The organism is Phocaeicola coprocola, from assembly GCF_041333015.1.
In the GTDB taxonomy this organism is placed as follows: Bacteria; Bacteroidota; Bacteroidia; order Bacteroidales; family Bacteroidaceae; genus Phocaeicola; species Phocaeicola coprocola.
The window spans coordinates 163,321-185,531 of sequence record NZ_JBGKGM010000001.1 but is presented as its reverse complement, the minus strand read 5'-3'; the positions used below and the strand labels follow the sequence as shown (position 1 = coordinate 185,531).

Annotated in this window: 11 protein-coding genes and 1 pseudogene; 5 read left to right on the top strand and 7 right to left on the bottom strand. The window is 36.9% G+C overall.

Annotated features, from left to right (window positions below; genetic code table 11):
• Positions 1–3: 3 nt before the first annotated feature.
• From ACDG22_RS00635 to ruvA, 7 genes and pseudogenes are all read right to left on the bottom strand, one after another.
• Complete coding sequence (locus ACDG22_RS00635; protein ID WP_177593978.1) at positions 4–1,173, bottom strand: DUF1735 and LamG domain-containing protein; 1,170 nt, start codon at positions 1,171–1,173, stop codon at positions 4–6.
• Positions 1,174–1,183: 10 nt separating this feature from the next.
• On the bottom strand, positions 1,184–2,287 hold the full coding sequence (locus ACDG22_RS00630) for a glycoside hydrolase family 18 (protein WP_177593976.1): 1,104 nt from the start codon (positions 2,285–2,287) through the stop codon (positions 1,184–1,186).
• Between the two features lie 29 nt (positions 2,288–2,316).
• The gene (locus tag ACDG22_RS00625; RefSeq protein WP_370858751.1) at positions 2,317–3,915 is read right to left on the bottom strand and encodes a RagB/SusD family nutrient uptake outer membrane protein; all 1,599 of its coding nucleotides are present in this window, start codon (positions 3,913–3,915) and stop codon (positions 2,317–2,319) included.
• 12 nt (positions 3,916–3,927) lie between these two features.
• Positions 3,928–7,338 (bottom strand): SusC/RagA family TonB-linked outer membrane protein, encoded by a 3,411-nt coding sequence (locus ACDG22_RS00620; RefSeq protein WP_370858750.1) that lies wholly within the window; start codon positions 7,336–7,338, stop codon positions 3,928–3,930.
• A gap of 84 nt (positions 7,339–7,422) precedes the next feature.
• Entirely contained in the window at positions 7,423–8,640 is a 1,218-nt protein-coding gene (locus ACDG22_RS00615; protein ID WP_370858749.1) for a transposase, read from the bottom strand.
• A gap of 594 nt (positions 8,641–9,234) precedes the next feature.
• A pseudogene (locus tag ACDG22_RS00610) lies at positions 9,235–12,214 on the bottom strand (family 43 glycosylhydrolase).
• Between the two features lie 105 nt (positions 12,215–12,319).
• Positions 12,320–12,916, bottom strand: coding sequence for a Holliday junction branch migration protein RuvA (gene ruvA / locus ACDG22_RS00605; RefSeq protein ID WP_270668855.1), 597 nt, complete (start codon positions 12,914–12,916; stop codon positions 12,320–12,322).
• A gap of 172 nt (positions 12,917–13,088) precedes the next feature.
• Between ruvA and ACDG22_RS00600 the strand changes: the two genes are divergently transcribed.
• The 5 genes from ACDG22_RS00600 to ACDG22_RS00580 all read left to right on the top strand — a co-directional run bounded on the left by ACDG22_RS00600 (position 13,089) and on the right by ACDG22_RS00580 (position 22,198).
• The gene (locus ACDG22_RS00600) at positions 13,089–13,988 is read left to right on the top strand and encodes a diaminopimelate dehydrogenase (RefSeq protein WP_022125668.1); all 900 of its coding nucleotides are present in this window, start codon (positions 13,089–13,091) and stop codon (positions 13,986–13,988) included.
• Between the two features lie 95 nt (positions 13,989–14,083).
• Positions 14,084–14,911 carry a prolipoprotein diacylglyceryl transferase gene (gene lgt, locus ACDG22_RS00595; protein WP_370858748.1) on the top strand — a complete coding sequence of 276 codons (828 nt, stop codon included), beginning with the start codon at positions 14,084–14,086 and terminating at the stop codon, positions 14,909–14,911.
• A 238-nt stretch (positions 14,912–15,149) separates the two neighbouring features.
• Positions 15,150–18,176 carry a SusC/RagA family TonB-linked outer membrane protein gene (locus ACDG22_RS00590; RefSeq protein ID WP_370858847.1) on the top strand — a complete coding sequence of 1,009 codons (3,027 nt, stop codon included), beginning with the start codon at positions 15,150–15,152 and terminating at the stop codon, positions 18,174–18,176.
• Positions 18,177–18,195: 19 nt separating this feature from the next.
• The gene (locus ACDG22_RS00585) at positions 18,196–19,971 is read left to right on the top strand and encodes a RagB/SusD family nutrient uptake outer membrane protein (protein WP_217769889.1); all 1,776 of its coding nucleotides are present in this window, start codon (positions 18,196–18,198) and stop codon (positions 19,969–19,971) included.
• A gap of 82 nt (positions 19,972–20,053) precedes the next feature.
• A complete protein-coding gene (locus tag ACDG22_RS00580; protein ID WP_270230057.1) occupies positions 20,054–22,198 on the top strand; it encodes a glycoside hydrolase family 32 protein in 2,145 nt (714 codons plus the stop codon).
• The last annotated feature ends 13 nt before the right edge of the window (positions 22,199–22,211 follow it).

Sequence of the window (22,211 nt, the reverse complement as noted above, 5' to 3'; positions counted from 1 at the left end):
TTATTATTTTTCAGGCAAAGAAACTTTAGTCCATGTCAAATCATTTTCAGCAGTAATATTATTACCATTGGCTGTATAATCTTTTACTTGTTTTCCTGTGCCTTCATTAAATTTCCAATAAGCGACTAATCCTTCTGTTGATGGATCTACGTCATACATACTTGAAGCAATTTGTTCAGGAGTTCTTTGTATACTCCAAACTCGAAGTTCTGAAATTTCTCCATCAAGCCAACGGTCATCATTCCATGCTTTACCAACATAACAATCTCCATTGGTTAAGTTAACTGTACCCGATGCTTTTGAGTCTCGAGCCACTTCTTGTCCATTTGTATACATAATTCTATCACCCGTGGTTGCATCCCATACTGCAGCAACATGTACCCATTGGTCTACAGGTAGTCCTAATTCAGAATTTCCAGCAGGAAAATTGCCATTGGAATTTACCATTTGTACCTGATTTTGCGGAAATCCTGCATCACCAATACGAATGAGGAATTTTCCTTCAATACCGAAAATTGTACTCATTGCTTCTCCTTTTAAGTCATTAGATGTCCCAAAATCTCGTACTCTGATTAAAGCTTCTACTGTGATAGTTTTCATGGAACGTACCAAGTCTGGAGTATTCCAGTTGACTGGTAAATTGTTCTGGGCTATATCAGCTACTACATTAATTAAAGAAGCACCTTTGAAAATGAAATATGTCTTTGTTTTTGATGATAACACATCTATACCTTGTACATCAACCAACTCTATAGGCATTACATAAATGAGGTCACGATCTAGTCTTTCTAATCCTGTAAAAGTAACTGTTACAGGAGCAGATGTTGTACCTCCAACTTTTATTTTAGCTTCAGGATTCTCAATAATGCACATGTCTGATGGCAAAGGTTGAGCTTCTGCATTATAAATCATATTGTAGGTACTTGTTAAGGCTGGATTTGCTATAAATTTTCCTGTAATAGTTTCTGTTGCTTGTAAGGCTGTTGCAACAGTCAGTTCTCGTGTTTCTGTTACATTTTCAGAACCTGATTTAAAAACAAGTTCTTCTACGGGAGTTTCTACATTGATAAACAGTTTATTGTCAAAGTGATGCTCCTCTACGTCATTTGTATTACAGCTGATTAAAACGGCTGCCATACAAAAAGTGATAATATTTAATTTAAAGAGTTTCATAAATTGTCTATTAATTTAAGGGTGACGGATTCATTATAGAAATAGCTTCTTTAATGTTTTTATAATTGCTTTTTACACCAAAATAATAATCATTTTGAGAGCGAGAAATACATAGTCCAGTTTGAACGAAATTATTATTATTATTACTGATAACGGCTAATGCAGCACCTTTTACTGCGTACATTGGACTCCCATTTTCTTGGGCTTCAAAATAACCTGTTTGGTCTTTGCTATCTGTAAGTGAAGGAATGGTGACTCCATATATTATACGGCCAGTTGGAACACCTTCAACTAATGCCATATTTGTGGTGAACAATATGTCTTCACGATTTACTGCATCAACAACAGGGATGATTATAAAATTTGTTTTTTGTAATAAACTCTTGTCGTAAAGAAGATTTTGAGGTTTCCCTTCAAATATAAAAGTTGCATTAACATTTGTATTCTTCCATGCTTCAATTTTTCCAAAGAATATTTGCTGGCGTGCTTCTAACTGACTCTTTTCAGTTTCAGAAAGCGCTAATGGATCTATACCTGAATAGATTACGTTTATTCCATCATATTTATATTTAGAGAATAATCCTAAATAGTATTCCATTCGTTGTTCGCAAAACTCTAGGAAACGATCGGTTGTCATTTCTTCTTCTCCAGTATTCTCGTCTTGGACTTTTGTGTCTTCTTCTGGCGTTTCTTCATTTTCAAGCATAGCTTCATACTCTTTTTCTATGATAGAATAATCTATAGAATAAAGGGTATGCGTTCCTTTTAGACGTATTTTTTGCATATCATCAATGGTAACAGCATTAAGATTGTCTGCATTATTTAATATAACAAAATCAATACTATCTGGTAAGGCTGTAATACGCTCTCCTTGACCTGCAGGATCTGTTTCTTTATTGTCAAATTTTACAATGGTTACTTTATGTTCACTCTTTTTATATTCATTTAAGGAGCTGATATAGGCTTCATAAAGTGCCGGATTTTCTTCTTCTAAAGTTGGTGTTTTAATATTTAAACTTTCTGTTTCTGTCCAGTCTGAGCAAGAAAACAAAGCCATTGTAGCAATTACTGCAACTATAGATCTTTTTAACGGATTGTATTCTTTAATTTTCATAGAATTCATAATTAATAAGTTCTCTAAAATTAATTGTTTCTTGGTTTACAAGCCCACCAAACGTCTACGCTCATGTTGTCAATTCCTTTTAAATATTGGTTGACTGCATTTTGTACGTTTTCAGTATTGCTTGTATATTCTTCTAGTGGATATGGCATACGACGGACACCACGATTGCTGTTGACTATACCTCCACTAAGATTACCTTCCGTTGTTGCAGGTATTAATTTAGGATATCCTGTACGGCGATAATCGGCCCATGCTTCGTTTCCAAGCATCCAGTTGGCAATCCATTTCTGAGTAATAATTCTTTCTTGTTTTTTTTCTAAGTCAGCATTTTCGTCCCATTTTATGGTTATATCTGATATGGTTGATTCATGTGAATTAAGACCTGCTGGGTCTGTATAGTTTTCTGGAACGCTTGTTCCGTCTTCTATATATTGTTCATATCCGCTAACCCCTAATTGCTCAAAAGAAAGTCTGATTCCCTCATTATAGAAGTCCTTAGCTTCACCTCCCATATTAAAACCGAAGATAGCTTTCCCTTCTGCACGTAAGAACGCTATTTCTGCTGCATTCATCCACATAACGGGTGCTGAAGCTGAAATGTTAACTCTTGAGTATTTTGAAAAGTAACTATCGGCTTTTTTCATATTAATGCCCCTGCGTAGGCCTACATATTCTTTTCCACTCCATCCTGAAGGTTCGAAATATGAAGCACGACGGGGATCGTTATATCCATTCATGTAACAAACGATATCAGCTGCAACATGTGTATCACCTCCTGTTTGTTCTTCATTGTATCTTACCGCTGTGTAAAGAGGGTTACTGATTGTACTAAAATAATTCCAAGCAGCATTATCTTCATTTTTGGTAATAACACCGAATTCCTGTGTGATTGCACTTTCTGCCATTTCTCTAGCTTTGTTTATATCTGCATAAGCAATGCGAATGGCTAGACGTAGTTTTAAGGAATTGGCGAATTTGATCCATTTTTGAACATCTCCACTATAGACGTAGTCAGCTGTTGGAACAAGTTTAGCATCACTATTAGCTGTCAATGTTTCAATGGCACCGTTCAGCTCTTCAAAGAATTTATTATAGACATCTGCTTGAGAATCATATGGGGTTGTGATCTTACCGTCTTCTCCGATTTGGGAATAAGGTATTGCTCCATAAGTATCGGTGACACGACTCATTGCTGCAACTTTTATAATTTGAGCAATTGCATATGGCACTGGGTTCTCCGTAGATTCTGAAACAATTTTTACAGCGTTGAGATTGGTATATAAGGTTGGTATAATGCGGTCGCTCATCATAAATACACGGGTCCAGTCATTCTTTGCATTATAATTAGAGATTGTGTTAGACCATCCTGAATTAGAATCGGCAAAGTATCCTCCCATCGGACCTCCCAATAAACAATCTGTGAATTGGGCTGTATTTACATCAGATGAAATAACGGTACTGGCAAGGTTACTCATTGCTGAACCTAAGGCATAATCATCTGGATTTAAATCTCCTGGTTGATATGGGTTGGAATTTATATCAAAATATTTATCTGTGCATGAAGTGACAGTGAAAAGTAAAGCTCCAACTACAAACTTGTTGATTATATATTTTTTCATACCTATTAATTGTTAAAATTTAAAGTTCAGGTTAAATCCAATATTACGTAATGCAGGCATCATGAAATAATCGATTCCCTGATAAAAATTGTCTGTAGAGGCAATACTTTCTGGATCGAATGGAGCTTTATTATAGATCATCCAAAGATTACGACCTACCAAAGATACTCTGATGTCACATATGTCACGCAGCCATTTTCTTGGGAATGTGTATCCTATAGATACCTCCTGTAAGCGTACGTTTGTAGCGGAATAAGTGTAATATTGTGGAACGGATGTGCCACCACCAATTACATTATACCAGGTTTCTGGATTTATATGATCATTATCATTTATTATGACATATCCTTGGTCGCGGGCTGTTGCTGTAGCTTCGGAAACGCCAAAATAATCAAGCATAGCTTGAGTACGAGAGAATACAATGCCACCTAAGCGTGCTGTAACTAAGAAGCCGACGTTGAAATTCTTCCAATTAAAGTTATTTCTCCATGATAGATTACCTTTAGGTAATACACTTCCTAATTTTATGTAGTTATTAGGATTACTGATTGTTTCTGTTGCTATCTGACCATTAGCATCTACATATATTTTCCCATTGGCATCACGTTGCAAATCAATCAGAGAGTATAAATCTCCCATGGTTCCACCTTCTCTCAATAAGAATTTAGCTTCACCTAATCCACCCATATCTAATGTAGAAATAGATATTGGTTCACCTGTTGCTGGATTTATAGCGTTATCAGCTAATTCCAAAATTTTATTTCTATTCATAGAGTAGGTGAGACCTGTTTCCCATGTGAAGTTGTTCCAAGTATTTTTATATCCTAACGAAAGTTCAAGACCTTGATTTCTGACAGCACCAGTCTGAAGATAAATGGCTGAATATCCATTTACTGGTAGTTCTGGATTAAATGTCTGATTCATTGTCTTGGCATTATAATATGTTATGTCAAGATCAAAACTTTTCAAGAATTTCATTGTCAAACCTACTTCGAAAGAGTTTGTTCTTTCTGGTTTTAGGTTATATGCTGGATATTGGGTGGTGTTACTCCACTGTCCTGATCCTCCTACGGGATTCCACTCATAACGTGGATTAGCCAAATATCTAGCAAATGGGTTACCTACAGATGCCCACGAACCACGGATCTTCATGTATGATAAGTAATCCTTGTTTAAGTTAGGCATGACCTCTGATAAAACTACAGAAGCACCGATTGACGGATAGAAGAATGATTTGCTTACTGATTTGGGACCAGCTAATTGTGAGGGCCAATCATTACGTCCTGTTACAGTTAAATAATAGGTACTCTTATAACCGATTTCGGCAGATGCAAAAATTGATTGTGTTTGTTCACGCCATCCTTCATTTAAGCGTTCGGTATTTTTTGCACTTAGGTTTTGGATAACGAACCAGTTTGTTAATCCGACAGGCTCTCCTGTAAATGAGTCGGAACCGTCTGCAATAGGCCCGCGTACTTTCATCAAATCATAACGTAAGTCTGAGAAAGAGGCTCCTAAGTTAGCTTGCAAGCTCCAATCTTCACCGAATGTTTTATTAATATTGATTAGAAAATCTGCATATAGTTGCTTATCTTCTGATTTTGATTGTCCATACAAGCCACGACTTGACTTTTCTGTCAACTGAGTATTGGTTGTTGCATAAAATTTTTCGGTATAATTGGTTGATGTATTATCTAAGCGGACACGACCAGCTATGTTTAACCAGTCAAAAATTTGATAACTTAAACCAGCGTTTAGCATGTAACGGTCTTTCTTGTTTTCGCGTAAGTTTCGATAGTTAATCCAATAAGGGTTCTGCATCGCAATAGCAGCATCCCCAACAGGCCAATATTGGGTATAAATTTTGCGAGCAGGGTCGTAGCGTTCGTACATTTTGATATCTTCCCAATCATAGCCTCTCGGTATTAAATATGCTCCAACAAGAGGATTGTTATAGGTACCTTGATTTGTCATGTTTCGGTCGTTCTGAAGAATATAACTTGCACTGACATCAAGTTTCATTTTGTCATTGAGGAATGATGTTGTATTACGGACTGTAAAGTTGTAACGATTATATTTATTATTAGGAACAATGCCTTTGGAGTTTACAGCAGCAGCAGAGGCATAAGTTTGATTTTTTTCTGTTCCCGTTGAGAAAGAAATGCTTTCTGTTCCAGTAATTCCTGTCTGGAAATAATCGTCTTTGGGAGAATAATTGAAGGCATTAGCTTCAGTTAGTTTACCTCCCCAACTTAAGATACCAGAGTCGCTTAATACGCCTCCAATTCCAGTACCATAGCGATTTTGAAATTCGGGCATGACGAATGGTGAAGAAAATTCAGTATTGCTGTTTACAGTAATGCTCATTTTCCCTTCCTTTCCTTTTTTGGTTGTGATAACAATAGCACCGTTTGCTGCATCAGAACCATAAAGTGCTGCAGCAGCTGCACCGGTCAGTACAGACATTGATTCGATATCTTCTGGATTGATATCTGCAATGGGTTCGGTTGCTCCTTGTGAGTTAAACTCTGTTCCTCCTTTATTACTTCTGCCAGAAAAGATAGGGACACCGTCAATTACATAAAGAGCATTTGATGATTGCATAATGGATTTAGTACCACGCATTACAACTTTCGATACACCACCAATACCTGAAGAGGAAGCATTAATATTAACACCCGCAACTTTTCCACTTAAAGAATTAACGAAGTTTACATCTTTATTAGTTGTAATGTCTTCAGCGTTTACTTGCTGTACATTATATGACAAGGCTTTTTCTGAACGTTTGATACCTAATGCTGTAACAACAACTTCTTCCAGCACTTCAGTATCTTCTTTCATTGTAATGTCAATTACATTTTTACCTGCTACTGACATTTCTACAGTTTGGTACCCTACATAAGAATACTGCAGCACTGCAGCATCGGGTACTGACAATGAGTAGTTACCGTCAAAGTCAGTGATAGCACCGTTAGTTGTGCCTTTTTCAATTACTGTTACACCGATTAATGGTTCTCCTTTCGCATCTATGATTCGTCCGGTTACTGTTTTAGTCTGCTGTTGTGCAGCTTTTAATGATGTTGACGAAGCGGAAGGAGAAGTAGAAGCTTTTGATAAATATACAACATTCTCATCAACTCTGTAGCTAATGCCTTTACCAGCCAATGCGGTATTTAAGACTTCTTCTACGGAAGCGTCTTTTACATTAACTGATGAGATTGGAGTATCTGCCAAATCATCATCATAAAAGAATTGATACTGAGATTGTGATTGAATTTGCTTAATCATTGTCCCCAGTTGGGCATTGGATAAAGCAATATTCAACTGCGCTGACGCAAACTGTGAAGGCACAGCAAATAGCGTCGACAGCAATAACGCCCGAAGTAATTTTTTCGAGCACTTGCAAGAGTTTTTGCTTCTCATACCTGCTTTTTTAAGGTTATACATTAAGTTATTTAATTTATTTCGTTTTTATATATTCAATAGTTCGTTAAAAATTCGCCAAGCCTAAGCGGCTCTGGCAGTAAATAAAATGAGTTCTTTGAAAAGTTTGTCAATAACTTGCGGGTCTGGGCTAATCCCAAACACGCAAATAAATCGTTCAAGCATATAAGCATTGTGTATGAATGACTTGCAGGAGGATATGGAATAGGCTATTCCGAGCCTCTTACATGCCGCTTTGGCCAAGTTGACAGCAGCAAGCGATGCATTGAAGTGAAAATCCAATTTCCTGAAGTCGGTAGACTGGCAGCTGGTGATTCCTGCATGCTGCTTGCCATCTCTAAAGCAAAATTCCAGTTGGAACCTGGTTCTGTAATAATCCAGCACCTCACGTCCATCCATGGAATCGTCTGTAGAGAAATAAAGTTGCCACTTGTCTGTTCTTCCGTCCATCGGATACCAGATGGCTAAGGAAACATACCTTTTGAAAGCTTTAGCATAAACCCTCAATCCGTATAGCTTTCCTTTGTTCACCTCGTATTCCTTGCACCGGGTCAAATCCAGATTGGCAAAGTCAATCCTGCCGTCAAACCACTTGGGATGACCACGTTTTCCTGTTTTCTTTTCCAATGTCGGATAGTACAGGACAACATCATTCCTAAAGCGGCTGATGACATGGAAACCGTTCTCACACATAGGCGTTACGAAAGTTTTCTTGGAAAAGAATGCGTCTGCAACCACCGTTTTGGATATGCTTTGCAGCTTGTCTTTTCTGCTGATAAGATAGCAGCTGTACCAGTCAACAAGGTTCTTGTCCATATTATCCAAGGTCTTACAATCCGGTGTCTGAATGGAACCTAAAGTCATGCATTCATGGTTGTCGATGTCAATGATACCGATGCCCATGATTTCCAATCCTCGCTTGTACTCTCCTGCACAACCGGACCGGAAGTAACCTATCCAAGGTGTCTTCTTGCCTGATTTGGGAATATAGGAAGGGTCGATGGCAATGGCTTTTCTTTTGCCTGTGAGATGCTTGCTGATGATAGAGCCGTTGAATGCAAACCAGTCGAAAGTTTCATGCTCAAAAAGGTTACGATAAGTCTGTTCTGAGAAACAACCATATCTGCCCAATTGGAGGAAGTTTATACGATCCGGGATGGCCATGAATAATTTCATGGTGTCCATGAATGCTTTTTCAAAAGGTTTGTGTATATTCGCTACTGATTTGAGAGCCGACAGGCACTCGGATTGGTATTGCATAAGGAGCGTTTCTTTAGTCATAATCAGAAGAGTTCAGAGACTTCTAATTTACTAAGAAATAACGAATTATGCAATACTTTCCTCCTTTATTATCAGCAGGTTAGCTCTCTTTTTTTTCAGCACATTTCTTCATGCTTAACCATTCGTTTTTGACAACATTTCAATGACCTCTTTAGTGTTTCCGAACCAGCTTTTGCCGGTTCTATTGTTTAACTTTTAATTTTTCGGTAAAAATTTACCGAAGTATTGATATTCTTGAACGAATAAAATTCGACTATATAACAAGTATACCTATGAAAAACACTTACTCTTACAAAGATATTTTTGAGAATTTTTCTACTTTTTTCTTATTCTTATGTGGCTTTTTCTGACTTTTTTGCCCTTTACGTCCTTATCCAAAGCCAAAAATGTATCTAATTGTTGTTAAATAAGTAGATTTATCTTTAATTGATTATGTGTTATGAAAGGTAAAAACTACGGTTAAAATCTTTTGGAGGAATGCTTTTGTCCCTCCTTTATAAGATTTATCTAGATGTTTTCTGAAAGGTTATATAAAAGACCCCGGATTGGGTACAAAAAATTAAACTTTTGTACCTAATCCGGGATATATAAGGATTAATAGACATCTAATGATATTTTTTGAGGACTTTCTTTGGGGCTTTCAGGAATATTTTTTCCATTAACTGAAGATTGGGTAAAGTTTATACATTCAGTATTCATCAAATAATAAGGATATTGTGCCTCTTTTACATGGAAGTTATCAATGTTTATGTTGCGGATTTTATATTCTTCATTGCCGTCCATAAAAATTGCATAGTTATCAGCTGTGCCGGCGCTTACATTACTTATATGAAAATCTTCATAAAGTGCCTGATGATTTCCACCACGGAAGCCGAAATAATTTGTTTCGAAACGTAGAATGGCTCCTTTTGCTCGTTCTACCGTAATGCTGTCAACGACAACATTGCGTATATATCCTCCTCGGTCCCGATTTGATTTGAAGTAAATAGCATTTTTTACGGTTCCAATTTCTATATTGTTCATATATACATCAGATGCTCCTCCAGACATTTCACTACCAATACAAAGTCCATTACATTCCGAGTGAAAAATACAGTTACGGATTACAATATTACGTGAAGGACGTCCTATATATCGTCCGTCGGTATCTCGTCCGGATTTGATGGCGATAGCGTCGTCTCCCGTACGGAAGGTACAGTTTTCAATCAGGACGTTAGTTGTCGATTCCGGATCACATCCGTCATTATTCGGAAAGTGACTGTCTATGGTGACTCCGCGTACTATCACATTGTCACAATATACAGGATGGATTGTCCAAAAAGGAGAATCTTTAACAGTAATTCCCTCTATCAGGACACGTGAGCATCCATAAGGCTGTATGCAAGAGGGGCGTAGAACGGTACCTTCTCCAAAAATACGTTCGTGTACAGGTACTAGTTTATCTCCCATTTCACGGAGCCGGTCACAATCGTTGGCTTCTATTTTACTCCATGCAGCAAATTCAAGTCCTCCTTGTGCATCGATTGTTCCTTTTCCTGTGATAGCAATATTATTAGCATGATAAGCATAAATCATAGGTGAATGTCCATAAAGTTCTGTTCCTTCCCAACGAGTGAGGACAACGGGAAGAAAATCGGAAGATTTACCACTGAATTGCAGGTATGCTCCCTCTGCTAAATTCAGATTGACATCACTTTTCAGATGTAACGGACCATTAAGGAAATAATGTCCTTCTGAAATCTTTACTGTTCCGCCTCCTGCAACCGAACAAGAATCAATTACTGCTTGAAGTAAAGTCCGTGCACAGCTTGTATCTTGAGGTACATTTATCATAAATGTTCTGTCAGGAAATGAAGTGAGTGCGATATTGTTGATGATTTCCTCTTGAGGAGTAGGGGAAGCAATGGGTTGTTGTGGAGAACCGCATGCTGCGAAGATGCCACTACCCAGTACAAAAAGATATTTTACTAGTTTCATAATTGTTTATTATTTAATGTTTGTTTTGTATAGAAGGTCCGTCGTGTTCATATTGGAACCAGTCGAAAGCAACTTTTCCGTCAGCAGACTGGGTGTTATAACAATAGAGTCCAATCCTTACACCTTTCCAGTTGCCGAACTTCATATTGAAAGAAGTGCCTATTTCTTTGTATGATTTTCCATCTTGACTAGCTAGAAATTGATAGTTATTTTCCTTTGCGTCAGCTTCCAGACGTAAATAAATGTCTTCTCCAGAAATAGTTTCTTTTTGTTTTATGATACCGTCTTTTTCAAAATACAAAAATGTTTTGCCGTTCTGTTTTGCGATACCAATAAGATAATTTTCCTTACCTATGCAAGCCAGTCCGCAATACTGTCCTTCAGCTAGTTCTGTATAAATCATTTTTGTAGTTGCTGTTCCTTTGTATCCCATCATTTTCTGTGTCAGTGTATTACGGGCTTGTTTAAAGCTACTGGCTCTTAATGCATGAAAGGTAAGCATTCCTTTTTGCTCGGTAAGCGACCATGCTTTATTTTCAGGATTATGGTTGAACTGCCATTGCAAGGATAGCTTTTCCGAAGAAAAGTCATCATCAGTTTGTGGGACTGTTATAATGCTCTGTTTACCAGTACGTGGTTTAGTCCAAACGGTTACAGGTTCACCGATTCCATTCATATCCATATCTACACCGATAACTGGCCAGCCATTTTTCCAGTGCATAGGTTGCAAATGTACCACTCTGCCCAATGGATTGTATTGTTGAAAATGAAAAAAGAACTATTCTCCATACGGAGTATCTACCATTGCTCCCTGATGAGGCCCATTGATATTTGTACTACCTTGTTCTAAAACAACTTTTTTTTCATATGGACCATATATGTTTTTCGAGCGTAAAATAGTTTGCCATCCTTCGGAAACTCCTCCCTCTGGTATACTTAAATAATAATAACCATTGATTTTATGTATTTTAGTTCCTTCTGCTACAGGTCCTGTGTATACAGTTCTTCCTTCATCGAGCAATTTGGTCCCGTCTGGACTCATCTTATGAATAATGATAGGTCCTGCACCATGAATACTTCTTCCAAGATATGCTTGCCCATCATCATCCCAAAAAGGACAAGGGTCTTCCCACTTTTCTACATGACAGACATTTACTAACGGACTCCATGGACCAGCAGGGTTTGTAGCATTCGACATAAATAATCCTTCGTCTGGGGTACAAAAGAAAACCCAGCACCTTCCATCATGATGACGGATTGAAGGAGCCCATGATCCTCCGGCATAGTGTTCGTTTGTATCCCATCCAGGAAAGTCGAAGCGTGAATATACTTGTGACAATAGTTTCCAGTTGACCATATCTTCTGATTCAAGGACTTGCATCCTTAAAAAATGGAAGTCGGATGCTACCATATAGTATTTATTTCCGACGCGGGTAACATCCGGATCTGAGTAATCGGCATTCAGTATCGGATTTATATATGTTCCGTTGCCTTGATCTCCCCAGGTGTTAAGTGAAGTAGGAGAGGGAAGATAGGACTGTGCAAATGATACAATTGCACCTCCTATCCCCAATAGAAATAAAATAGTGTTTTTCATGTGTATTGTGTGTCTTATGATTAATATATATTCTCTAGTGACTGTATTATTTACTCCTTATATTATATATACTGATATTATAGTAAAATAAATTATAGCAGTCATTTATAACCTTTTCAGTGCTAGCTTAATTACTTTTTCTACAGCTGCTTCAGGCTCTTCTTTTAATATTGCTGCCACTACCTTTTGTGATGGCGCTTGTGCAAATCCTAACATCGTCAATGCAGCTATTGCTTCTTCATAAATTTCATTGTTGGCGGTGATGCTAATAGGAGCTGATGTTGTTGATGTACCGATGTCTGTAGTTGAAATTTTGTCTTTTAAATCAACAATGATACGTTGTGCGGTTTTTAATCCGATTCCTTTGACGGTCTTTAGTAATTTATCGTTTCCGCTGCTTATTACATTACAAAGTTCAGAAGGTGTGAGAGCCGAAAGTATCATGCGGGCAGTATTTCCTCCTATGCCTGATACGCTTATTAGTAATAGAAATAGTTCTCTTTCCTGCTTGGTTGCAAATCCATATAATATATATGCATCTTCTCTGATTGATTCATAAATGTAAAGTTTGACTTCTTTTTTCCCTTGGATGGCAGAATAGGTGTTCAAGGACACATTAATACTATATCCTAAGCCGTTACATTCAATGACAGCCATTGCTGGCGTGATTTCGGTAAGTTCTCCTTTGATATATTCAATCATATTTTTCTGATAATTTATTATTTTAATACAAAAATAGGCATAAGAAAGTTATAAATTGTAAGTTTGTGCAGATTTATTTCAAAATCGCTGCCACAGTGTTTGTTTAGAATTGTTCTAATTTTGTATTTTTGCGGTGTTAAAATATAGAATTAATTCAAACATCAAAAATAATATGGGAAAAATTAGAGCAGCCGTAGTAGGTTACGGAAATATTGGAAAGTTTACATTGGAAGCACTCGAAGCTGCTTCTGATTTCGAAGTTGCAGGTATTGTACGTCGTAATGGAGCTGAAAACAAGCCGGCAGAGTTGGCTAACTATCCGGTAGTAAAGGATATAAAAGAATTGGAGAATGTTGATGTTGCTATTCTTGCTACTCCAACCCGTAGCGTAGAAAAGTATGCAAAAGAAATATTGGCTTTGGGTATTAATACTGTAGATAGCTTTGATATCCATACACAAATAACAGATTTACGTCGTTCTTTGGGAGAAACAGCAAAAGCTCATAACGCTGTATCTATCATCTCTGCGGGATGGGATCCGGGAAGTGATTCTGTAGTTCGCGCTTTGTTGCAGGCTATTGCTCCTAAAGGTATTACTTATACAAACTTTGGTCCGGGACGTAGTATGGGACACTCTGTAGCTGTACGTGCTATTGCTGGCGTGAAAGATGCACTGTCTATGACAATTCCAGTTGGAACAGGTATTCATCGCCGTATGGTTTATGTGGAACTGGAAGAAGGTGCAGACTTCAAGACTGTAGAAGCTGCTATCAAAGCTGATCCTTATTTTGTAAATGACGAGACTCATGTAATTCAGGTTCCTTGTGTAGACGATTTGAATGATGTTGGTCATGGCGTTAACTTGGTACGTAAGGGTGTATCTGGAAAGACACATAATCAGTTGTTCGAATTCGATATGAAGATCAACAATCCGGCTCTTACAGCTCAAGTATTGGTATGTGTTGCCCGTGCTTCTATGAAACAGCAGCCGGGATGCTATACAATGATTGAAGTTCCGGTTATCGATTTGTTGGAAGGTGACCGTGAAGAACTGATTGCTCATTTGGTATAATTAATTTTCAGATAACTTTGAAATCTCTTTCCTGTATCGTTTCGGGAAAGAGATTTTTTTTGTTCCTTTGTGGCCATATCAAAGAAATATAAATTATGACGTTAGCAAGTATTGTTTGGGATGTAGATCCTGTTCTGGTACATTTAGGCTCCCTTGAAATTCGTTGGTATGGATTGATGTGGGGACTCGGATTCATTTTCGCTTATGAAATAGTATCGCGTTTATTTAAAAAAGAAGGATATCCTGACTATTGGGCAGATAAATTGTTTGTATATTGTATAGTAAGTAGTGTAATAGGAGCCCGATTAGGACATTGCTTATTTTATGAGTGGGATTATTATGGAGCACATCCGTTGGAGATTTTGAAAATCTGGAAAGGAGGACTTGCCAGTCATGGAGGAGTATTTGCCTTGATTTTGGCTTTGGTTTGGTACTCAAAGAAAGTTACGAAAAAAAATGTGTGGTGGCTTTTTGATCGTATGATTCCAGCGGTAGCTGTGGTCTGCATGTGTATCCGTTTCGGAAATCTGATGAATTCGGAAATATTTGGTTTTCCGACTACATTACCTTGGGGATTTGAGTTTGTACGTTCTCGTGAATGGCAAGCTTTGTATAATCAGAATGGAGAATCTCAAGCGTGTCATCCTACACAGATATACGAAATGCTCTATTGCTTGATAGCATTAGTGACCTCATGGCTGATGTATTACAAATTTCACCTTCAAAAGCGGATAGGTCTGATAACTGGAGTTTCTCTCTTGATTTTCTTTGGTGCACGATTTGGACTGGAATTTATGAAAAATCCGCAAGTTGCAGAAGAAGTGAATATGACTTTGAATATCGGACAACTGCTGAGTCTGCCTCTTATTTTGTTAGGTATATATCTGATAGCTACAAGTAAGAAACGTAAGGAGGCTTTCTAAAATAAAAAACAATAGAACGAAATTCCGTTCTTTGAGTAAGAATGTTTCATCCTCGATTAAAAATGTTGCATGTATCATTTTTAATCGAGGATGAAACATTTATTATATTCCTTTTATTAAGCTCTACATACATTTGCAATACCGTTTTGAACGGCAGTGTGAGATTTGTAATAAGTTAAACTTAATCTATTTGTAAATGGAAAGCATAAAAAGAACATTTCTTTTAGCACTCCTTTTCATGGTGTGTATGGTTGTGCAAGCACAAAGTTTGCAAGTGTCTGGAACAGTAGTTTCAAAATCTGATGGAGAGCCTGTTATCGGGGCAACTATTCTTGAACAGGGTACGACTAACGGTACGATTACTGATTTTGATGGTAAGTTTTCTTTAACTGTAAAGCAAGGTGCGGAAATTTCAATTTCTTATATCGGCTTCAAAAGTCAGGTCGTAAAAGCGCAAACTGTATTGAATATTGTTTTAGCAGAAGATACAGAAGTGCTGGATGAAGTTGTAGTAACTGGTTATATGACTGAAAAGAAAGCAAGTTTAACAGGTTCTGTTGCAGTTGTAAAAATGAAGGATGTAGCTGATGTTCCTACAGGAAATGTTATGTCCGCCTTGCAAGGACGTGTAGCAGGTATGAATGTTACGACGGATGGTACTCCGGGAGGAATGAATACTGGAGCTTTGGTTCGTGGTACAACTACAATCAATAACAGTGCTCCGTTGTATGTAATTGATGGTGTACAGACTCGTGATAACATTGCTTCTATCCTTTCTTCTAATGATGTAGAATCAATTCAGGTCCTAAAAGATGCTGCTTCTGCCGCTATATATGGTGCTCAGGCTGCTAATGGTGTAATTATTATAACAACCAAGCGTGCTAAAGAAGGTGATGTAAAAGTAAATTTTGATATGACTCTTACGGCACAGACATTTTCTACAGGATTTGATATGTTGGATGCTCAGCAGTGGGGAGATGTGTATTGGCAAGCATATAAGAATTCATATGGTACACATCCTAATAGTGCTGTTTATGGAAATGGAGAGAAACCGGTTTTACAGGAGTATTATTATGACCAAAATGGTGTAAAAATCCGTACAGGAAATACCGATTGGGCTAAAGAAATCTATAGCACAGCTTTAATGCAGAATTATAACTTGTCATTGTCTAAAGGATTCAAGGATGGAAATGTTGCGTTGACAATGAACTATATGGATCAAGATGGTTTGTGTCGTAATACTGATTTTCAGCGTTTCAATACTCGTTTGACTTCTGATTTCCGCTTTATTAATAACAAGGTAAGAATTGGAGAAAGTGTTTCTGTAAACTACTGGACTCGTCATCTGAACCCTTCAGGAATCGAAGAAAATGTAATAGCCCAGCATCCGGCTATACCGGTATACGATGAAAATGGAAATTATGCCGGAGGTTATGTGGATATATTGGGTGATAAACCTAATCTAATTCGTTTGACAGATAATGAAGCAAACAATCGTCATAAATATTGGCGTATATTTGGAAATGCTTACATTGAAATCGAACCGGTGAAAAAGTTAATCTTCAAATCTAATTTTGGTTTGAATTACTATAATGAGTTTAACTCGACTTTTGTTCCGGCATGGCAGGAAGCAAGTCGTGTAGTTGATACAAATGAGTTGAATGTTACTCACAACTATAGCCTACAATGGATTTGGTCGAATACATTAAATTATTCATTTGAAATTAATAAACATTCACTCAATATTTTGGCTGGTATGGAAGCGAAAAAGGAATTTGGTGAGTCTTTGAGTGGATATGGTAAGGGATTGGTTATTGAGGATTTAGACTACCGTTATCTGGATGCAGTAACTTCTGGTCAGGTTGTTGGTAATAATGCTAGTGAATATGCTTTGGTATCTTATTTTGCAAAGGCAAATTATGATTATGCTAATAAATATCTGGTTTCTGCAACGTTACGTCGTGATGCTTCTTCACGTTTTGGAATGAATCATAATTCTGCTATATTCCCTTCTGCCTCTGTAGGTTGGAGACTTTCAAGTGAGAACTTTATGGAAAGAACTCAAAACTGGTTAAGTGACTTGAAAATTCGTGCATCTTGGGGTATAAATGGTAATGATATGATTGATAATACAGCTACTTATGATAAATATATTATGAGTCTAAAAGGAGCCTCTTATAATATTGTAGGTGATGGTAAATTGCTAGCTCCAGGAGTTTTTAAAACAGCTTCAGCTAATAATGATTTAAAGTGGGAACAAACAGAACAGTGGAATGTAGGTATAGATGCATCTTTCTTGAATAACCGTTTGGGACTTACTTTAGATTATTTTGATAAAAATACAACTGATATGTTAATCCAACGTCCTTATATTGGAGTTATCGGTGAAGGTGGATATTATTGGTATAATGGAATATCAATGAAGAATAAAGGATTCGAAGCAACTGTAACTTGGAGAGATCAAATTAAGGATTTTAACTATGATGTATCATTAAATCTATCTTATTATAAAAATGAGATAACAGATCTTCCTTCTGATATTTATTATACTTATGGTGGTGGTAATGGAGTTGATCAGAGTATTGTAGGACAGCCGTTTGGCTCGTGGATGGGATATAAAACTGATGGCTTATTCCGTACAGAGGAAGAGGTTCGTGATTATCTTGCAAAATACGATGTGCAAATTGGTAAACCAGGGGTAGGACGTATTCGTTATGTTGATGTGAATAATGATGGCATTATTAGTACTGCTGATCAAACGTGGTTAGGATCTGATCAACCTAAAGTTATTGCTGGGTTGAACTTGGGAGCTTCTTGGAAAGGATTTGATTTGAGTATGTTCTTTAATGGCATGGTCCGTGACGTTTGGAATAATTCGAAATTTTATACAGATTTATTCCCTTTATGGAATGGAAACCATTCAACCCGTTTGTTGGATGCTATGGATGCTTGGACTGTATATGAACAAACTGGAGTTTATAATGGTGATATTCCTGCTTTGTCTGCGGTTGATACTAATAATGAAGCTCGTAGTTCTGAGTTTTTTATTGAAGATGGATCTTATATCAAGCTGAAAACTCTGACCTTAGGGTATACTCTACCTAAGAAAGTTATTGATAAGTTATTCTTAAATAATGTACGTGTGTATTTCCAGGCACAGAATCTGTTTACATTAACGAATTATACAGGTGCAGATCCTGAAGGGTTAGGATATACTTACCCACAGCCACGTTCATATACATTCGGATTATCAGTTGGATTTTAATGATTAAAATAAAGAATTTATGAAACTAAAATATATTACCTTATCGTTTGTTTTTGCTACTGCTGTTTTAGCAAGTTGCAATGAAAGCCGTTTTCTTGATATCAAGCCTCAGGGAACATTGAATAACGGAAACCTTAATTCGGCTGAAGGAGTTGAATTATTAATTAGTGCAGCATATGCTGGTCTTACAGGTCCAGATGGACAGACTGGTAGTGTATGGCTTCATCCTATGACGAACTGGAGTTATGGTGAAGTTCGCGCTGATAATGCATATAAAGGAGGTGGAGGAGTCGGTGATGTTTCTGATATTCATAAGCTGGAAACGTTTGACGTGGATGCTACTTTGGGTGATGTAGATAGTAAATGGTTTCAATTGTATAGCTGTGTTCAACGCTGTAATTCAGCTCTGAAAGTATTGAATATTTGTTCGGAAGATGATGTTCCTGAGCTAAAATCTAGAAAGGCAGAAATGCGTGTGTTAAGGGCACATTTTTATTTTGAGTTAAGTCGTTTATTTAATAAAATTCCATATTTTGATGAGAATGTAGACATAAATGATTATCCAAAGATTTCTAATGATGAGTATACTCGTGATGAAATTTTAGGAATGATAGCTGATGAGATGATGAACTCAGCAACAGACTTGCCTGAAGAACAAGCTGATAAAGGACGAGTAAATCGTTATGTAGCTTGGGCGTATGCAGCTAAAGTTAAATTATATAAAGCTTATGAGCAGGATGAAAAAACACATGAAGTAATTCGTATAAATAAGGATTTGTTGCGTGAAGTTGTAGAACTTTGTAATAAATTGGAAGGTAGATACGATTTGCTGGATGATTTTCAACAGTTGGATTTATTAGAATATGAAAATGGTAAGGAATCTATATTTGCTGTTCAATATTCTATGAATGATGGTTCTCCTGATGCAGGACGTATTAATTGGAGTAACTTGTTGAATGCTCCTCAAGGACCTTATAGTGGTGATGGTTTTTTCTTGCCAAGTCAAAATTTGATAAATGCTTATCAAACAGACGAAAATGGTTTACCGATGTTCAATACATTTAATGATCATGATTATGATGTTATTGTTTTTGATGGAGATAAACCTGTGAATACTCAGATTGATGGAACAGTAGATCCGAGATTAGATTTTATTATAGGACGTCCGAATATTACATGGAAAACTTATTCAGAATCGCCTTGTATGAATAATTGGGTACGAGATCAAGGTACTTATGGTTATCATTGTTGTAAACGTTTCTTTGTATCGCCGGAGAGTCCAGATATGTTTAAAGGATGGCCTTGGGGAGCTTCTGGATTAAATTGGCAGATTATTCGTTATGCAGATGTTTTATTGTGGAAAGCTGAAGCTTTGATTGAAATTGGTGATGGAACAAGTTTGGAAGAAGCAAGAGAATGTATTAATCGCATTAGGCGTCGTGCTATGCATAGTACCTATGTGAAGAGTTTTAATGATCCGTCGAAGGATGCAGCCAATTACTTGATAAACGAATATCCAGCTACAGGATGGACTCAAGAGTATGCTCGTGAAGCTTTACGCTTCGAAACCCGTTTAGAAAAAGCGATGGAAGGTGAGCGTTTTTTTGACTTAGTACGCTGGGGAATTGCAGCTGAAACAATGAATTCATATATTTTGAAGGAAAAGGAGAATAGAGTATATTATTCTACAGCTAAGTTTACTTTAGGACGTGATGAATATTTACCTATATCTAAACCTCAATATAATTTCTCTCAAGGAAATTATGTGCAAAATCCAGGCTATGGAGATTTTTAATAGATTGAGTTTTCAGTTTTGAACTTCAGGTGACAGATATCATAAATTTCTGTCACCTGTTTTTATAAAGTCGTAATTAGTTATGAAATACTTTATACAGACTATTTTGTTTTTAGTGGTAAGTCTTGGAGATATAGGGAGTCGTATTTATGCAAATAGTCCAACTCTATATGAACGAACTGATAGCGTTTGGGGGATGGAATGGCATTCTGTAAAAGAACAACCTGAGTGGGGAAATGGATGTAGGGGAAAGGTAATACGTACAGATGGTTATTCAACTTATTTAAATGCTGAATTGGAATCTGGAGTGAAAGCGATAGATACTTGGTTCGCTTTGGAGTCATATCCTACTGATACAGCTTCGTGTATTGCCCTATTGGATAAATATAATCAACTTTCTTTTTCATTGTGTGTGACTCGCTTTGGAGATTTAGTTGCTATAACTCGAAATTTAGATAAAGGAACTTCGAAGACATTTTCTTTACAAAAAAGAATAAATTGTTTTGAATGGTTTAATATTGCTCTTTCAATGGAAAAAGATTATTTTTCATGTTTTTTAAATGGAAAACAATTGACAAATATTCCTTTGAAAAAAGAAAAAAATGTGACTGATAAATGGCTATTGCGTTTCGGTAAAGATTTTTTTGAAAAGAAGGTCGGGATGTATGATGTGACATGCATTAATGGATTGATAGATCGTCCTTGTTTTCATTCTTTATTTAAGATTGAACAACTTGAAGAAGAAGCTTTAATAGTTAGAAATTCTACACCCGTACTGGCTCCTGTTTCTCGTTTTAAAGATGATTTCAATCGTCCTACTTATCATTTACTGCCCGCAGCCAATTGGACGAATGAAACTCATGGTTTGTTTTATTATAAAGATAAGTATCATATATTTAATCAAAAGAATGCTTCATCTATATTCTTAGGACAGATAAATTGGGGACATTTTACTAGTCCTGATTTGATACATTGGACGGAAGAGAAGCCTGCATTAACTCCTGATATGGATTATGATAAGAAAGGTATATGGTCAGGATGTGCGATTCTTAATGATAAAGGAACTCCTCAGTTGTTTTATACCTCAGGTGGAGATAAAAATGGGATAGGAATTGCTTTTCCAGCCGATAACAATCTTGTAGCTTGGGATAAATATGAGAAGAATCCTGTGATCTATGGTCAGCCAAAAGGCTTTACACGTACCGATATGCGTGATCCGTTTGTATGGAAAGAGGGGAATGTTTGGTACATGATTATTGGTTATGGTATAGAGGATCCGGTTTCTCCGCATGGAGCATTACTTTTGTATAAGTCGACTGATGCAAAAAAATGGGACTATGTACACTTAATGTTCGAAGGAAATCCAGAAATAGATGAGAGTGGAGTATTTTGGGAAATGCCTTTCTTTAAAAAGTTTGGTGAAAAATATGTACTGCTGGTAAATAGAGTTCCTCATAATCGTATTCCTGCACGCTCTCAGTATTGGATTGGCAAGTTTGAAAATGAAAAGTTTATACCAGATAATCCAGTACCTCAAAATTTGGAAGTGATTAATAGATTATTATCTCCTTCTATATGGCAATTGAGTGATACTTCGACTGTTGCCATTGCTATTATTCCGGATGAGATATCAGAAAGCGCTAATTATAAACAGGGGTGGGCACACTTGTATAGCATACCTAGAATGCTGTCTTTGAAGGATGGGAAAAAACTAGTACAACGTCCTTATTCAGGATTGAAGAGCTTAAGAGGTAAACATGTGGGTATAGAAAAAAGACGGTTAACTGGAACTTCTGTTAATTCTATATCCAATACGGAGCACCAAGTGGAGTTGTGTATAGACTTTTATCCAAAAGATGCAACAAAGTTTGGAGTGATTATCGGGAAAAATCCAGCAGGAACGGAGCAGACCTCAATCTATTTCGACTTGAATATGCAGGAGTTGGTAATCGACCAGACTCGTTCTTCGCTACGGGAAGGAATTCCTCAACGCATTCGTAAAGATAAATATAGCGTAAAGAAAGATGAGGAAAAAATTAATCTTCATCTTTTTATAGATGGATCTGTGGTGGAAGGATTTATCAACAATGAAGATGCGTTTACTACAAGAGTTTTTCCATTGTATGAAAACAGTACGCAGATAGAAATCTTTTCTGATGGGAAAAATAGTGAGGTAAAAGCAGACATCTGGCAACTGGAGGATGCTAAAGTAAAAACGAATTTTTAATTAAGAGGATAAT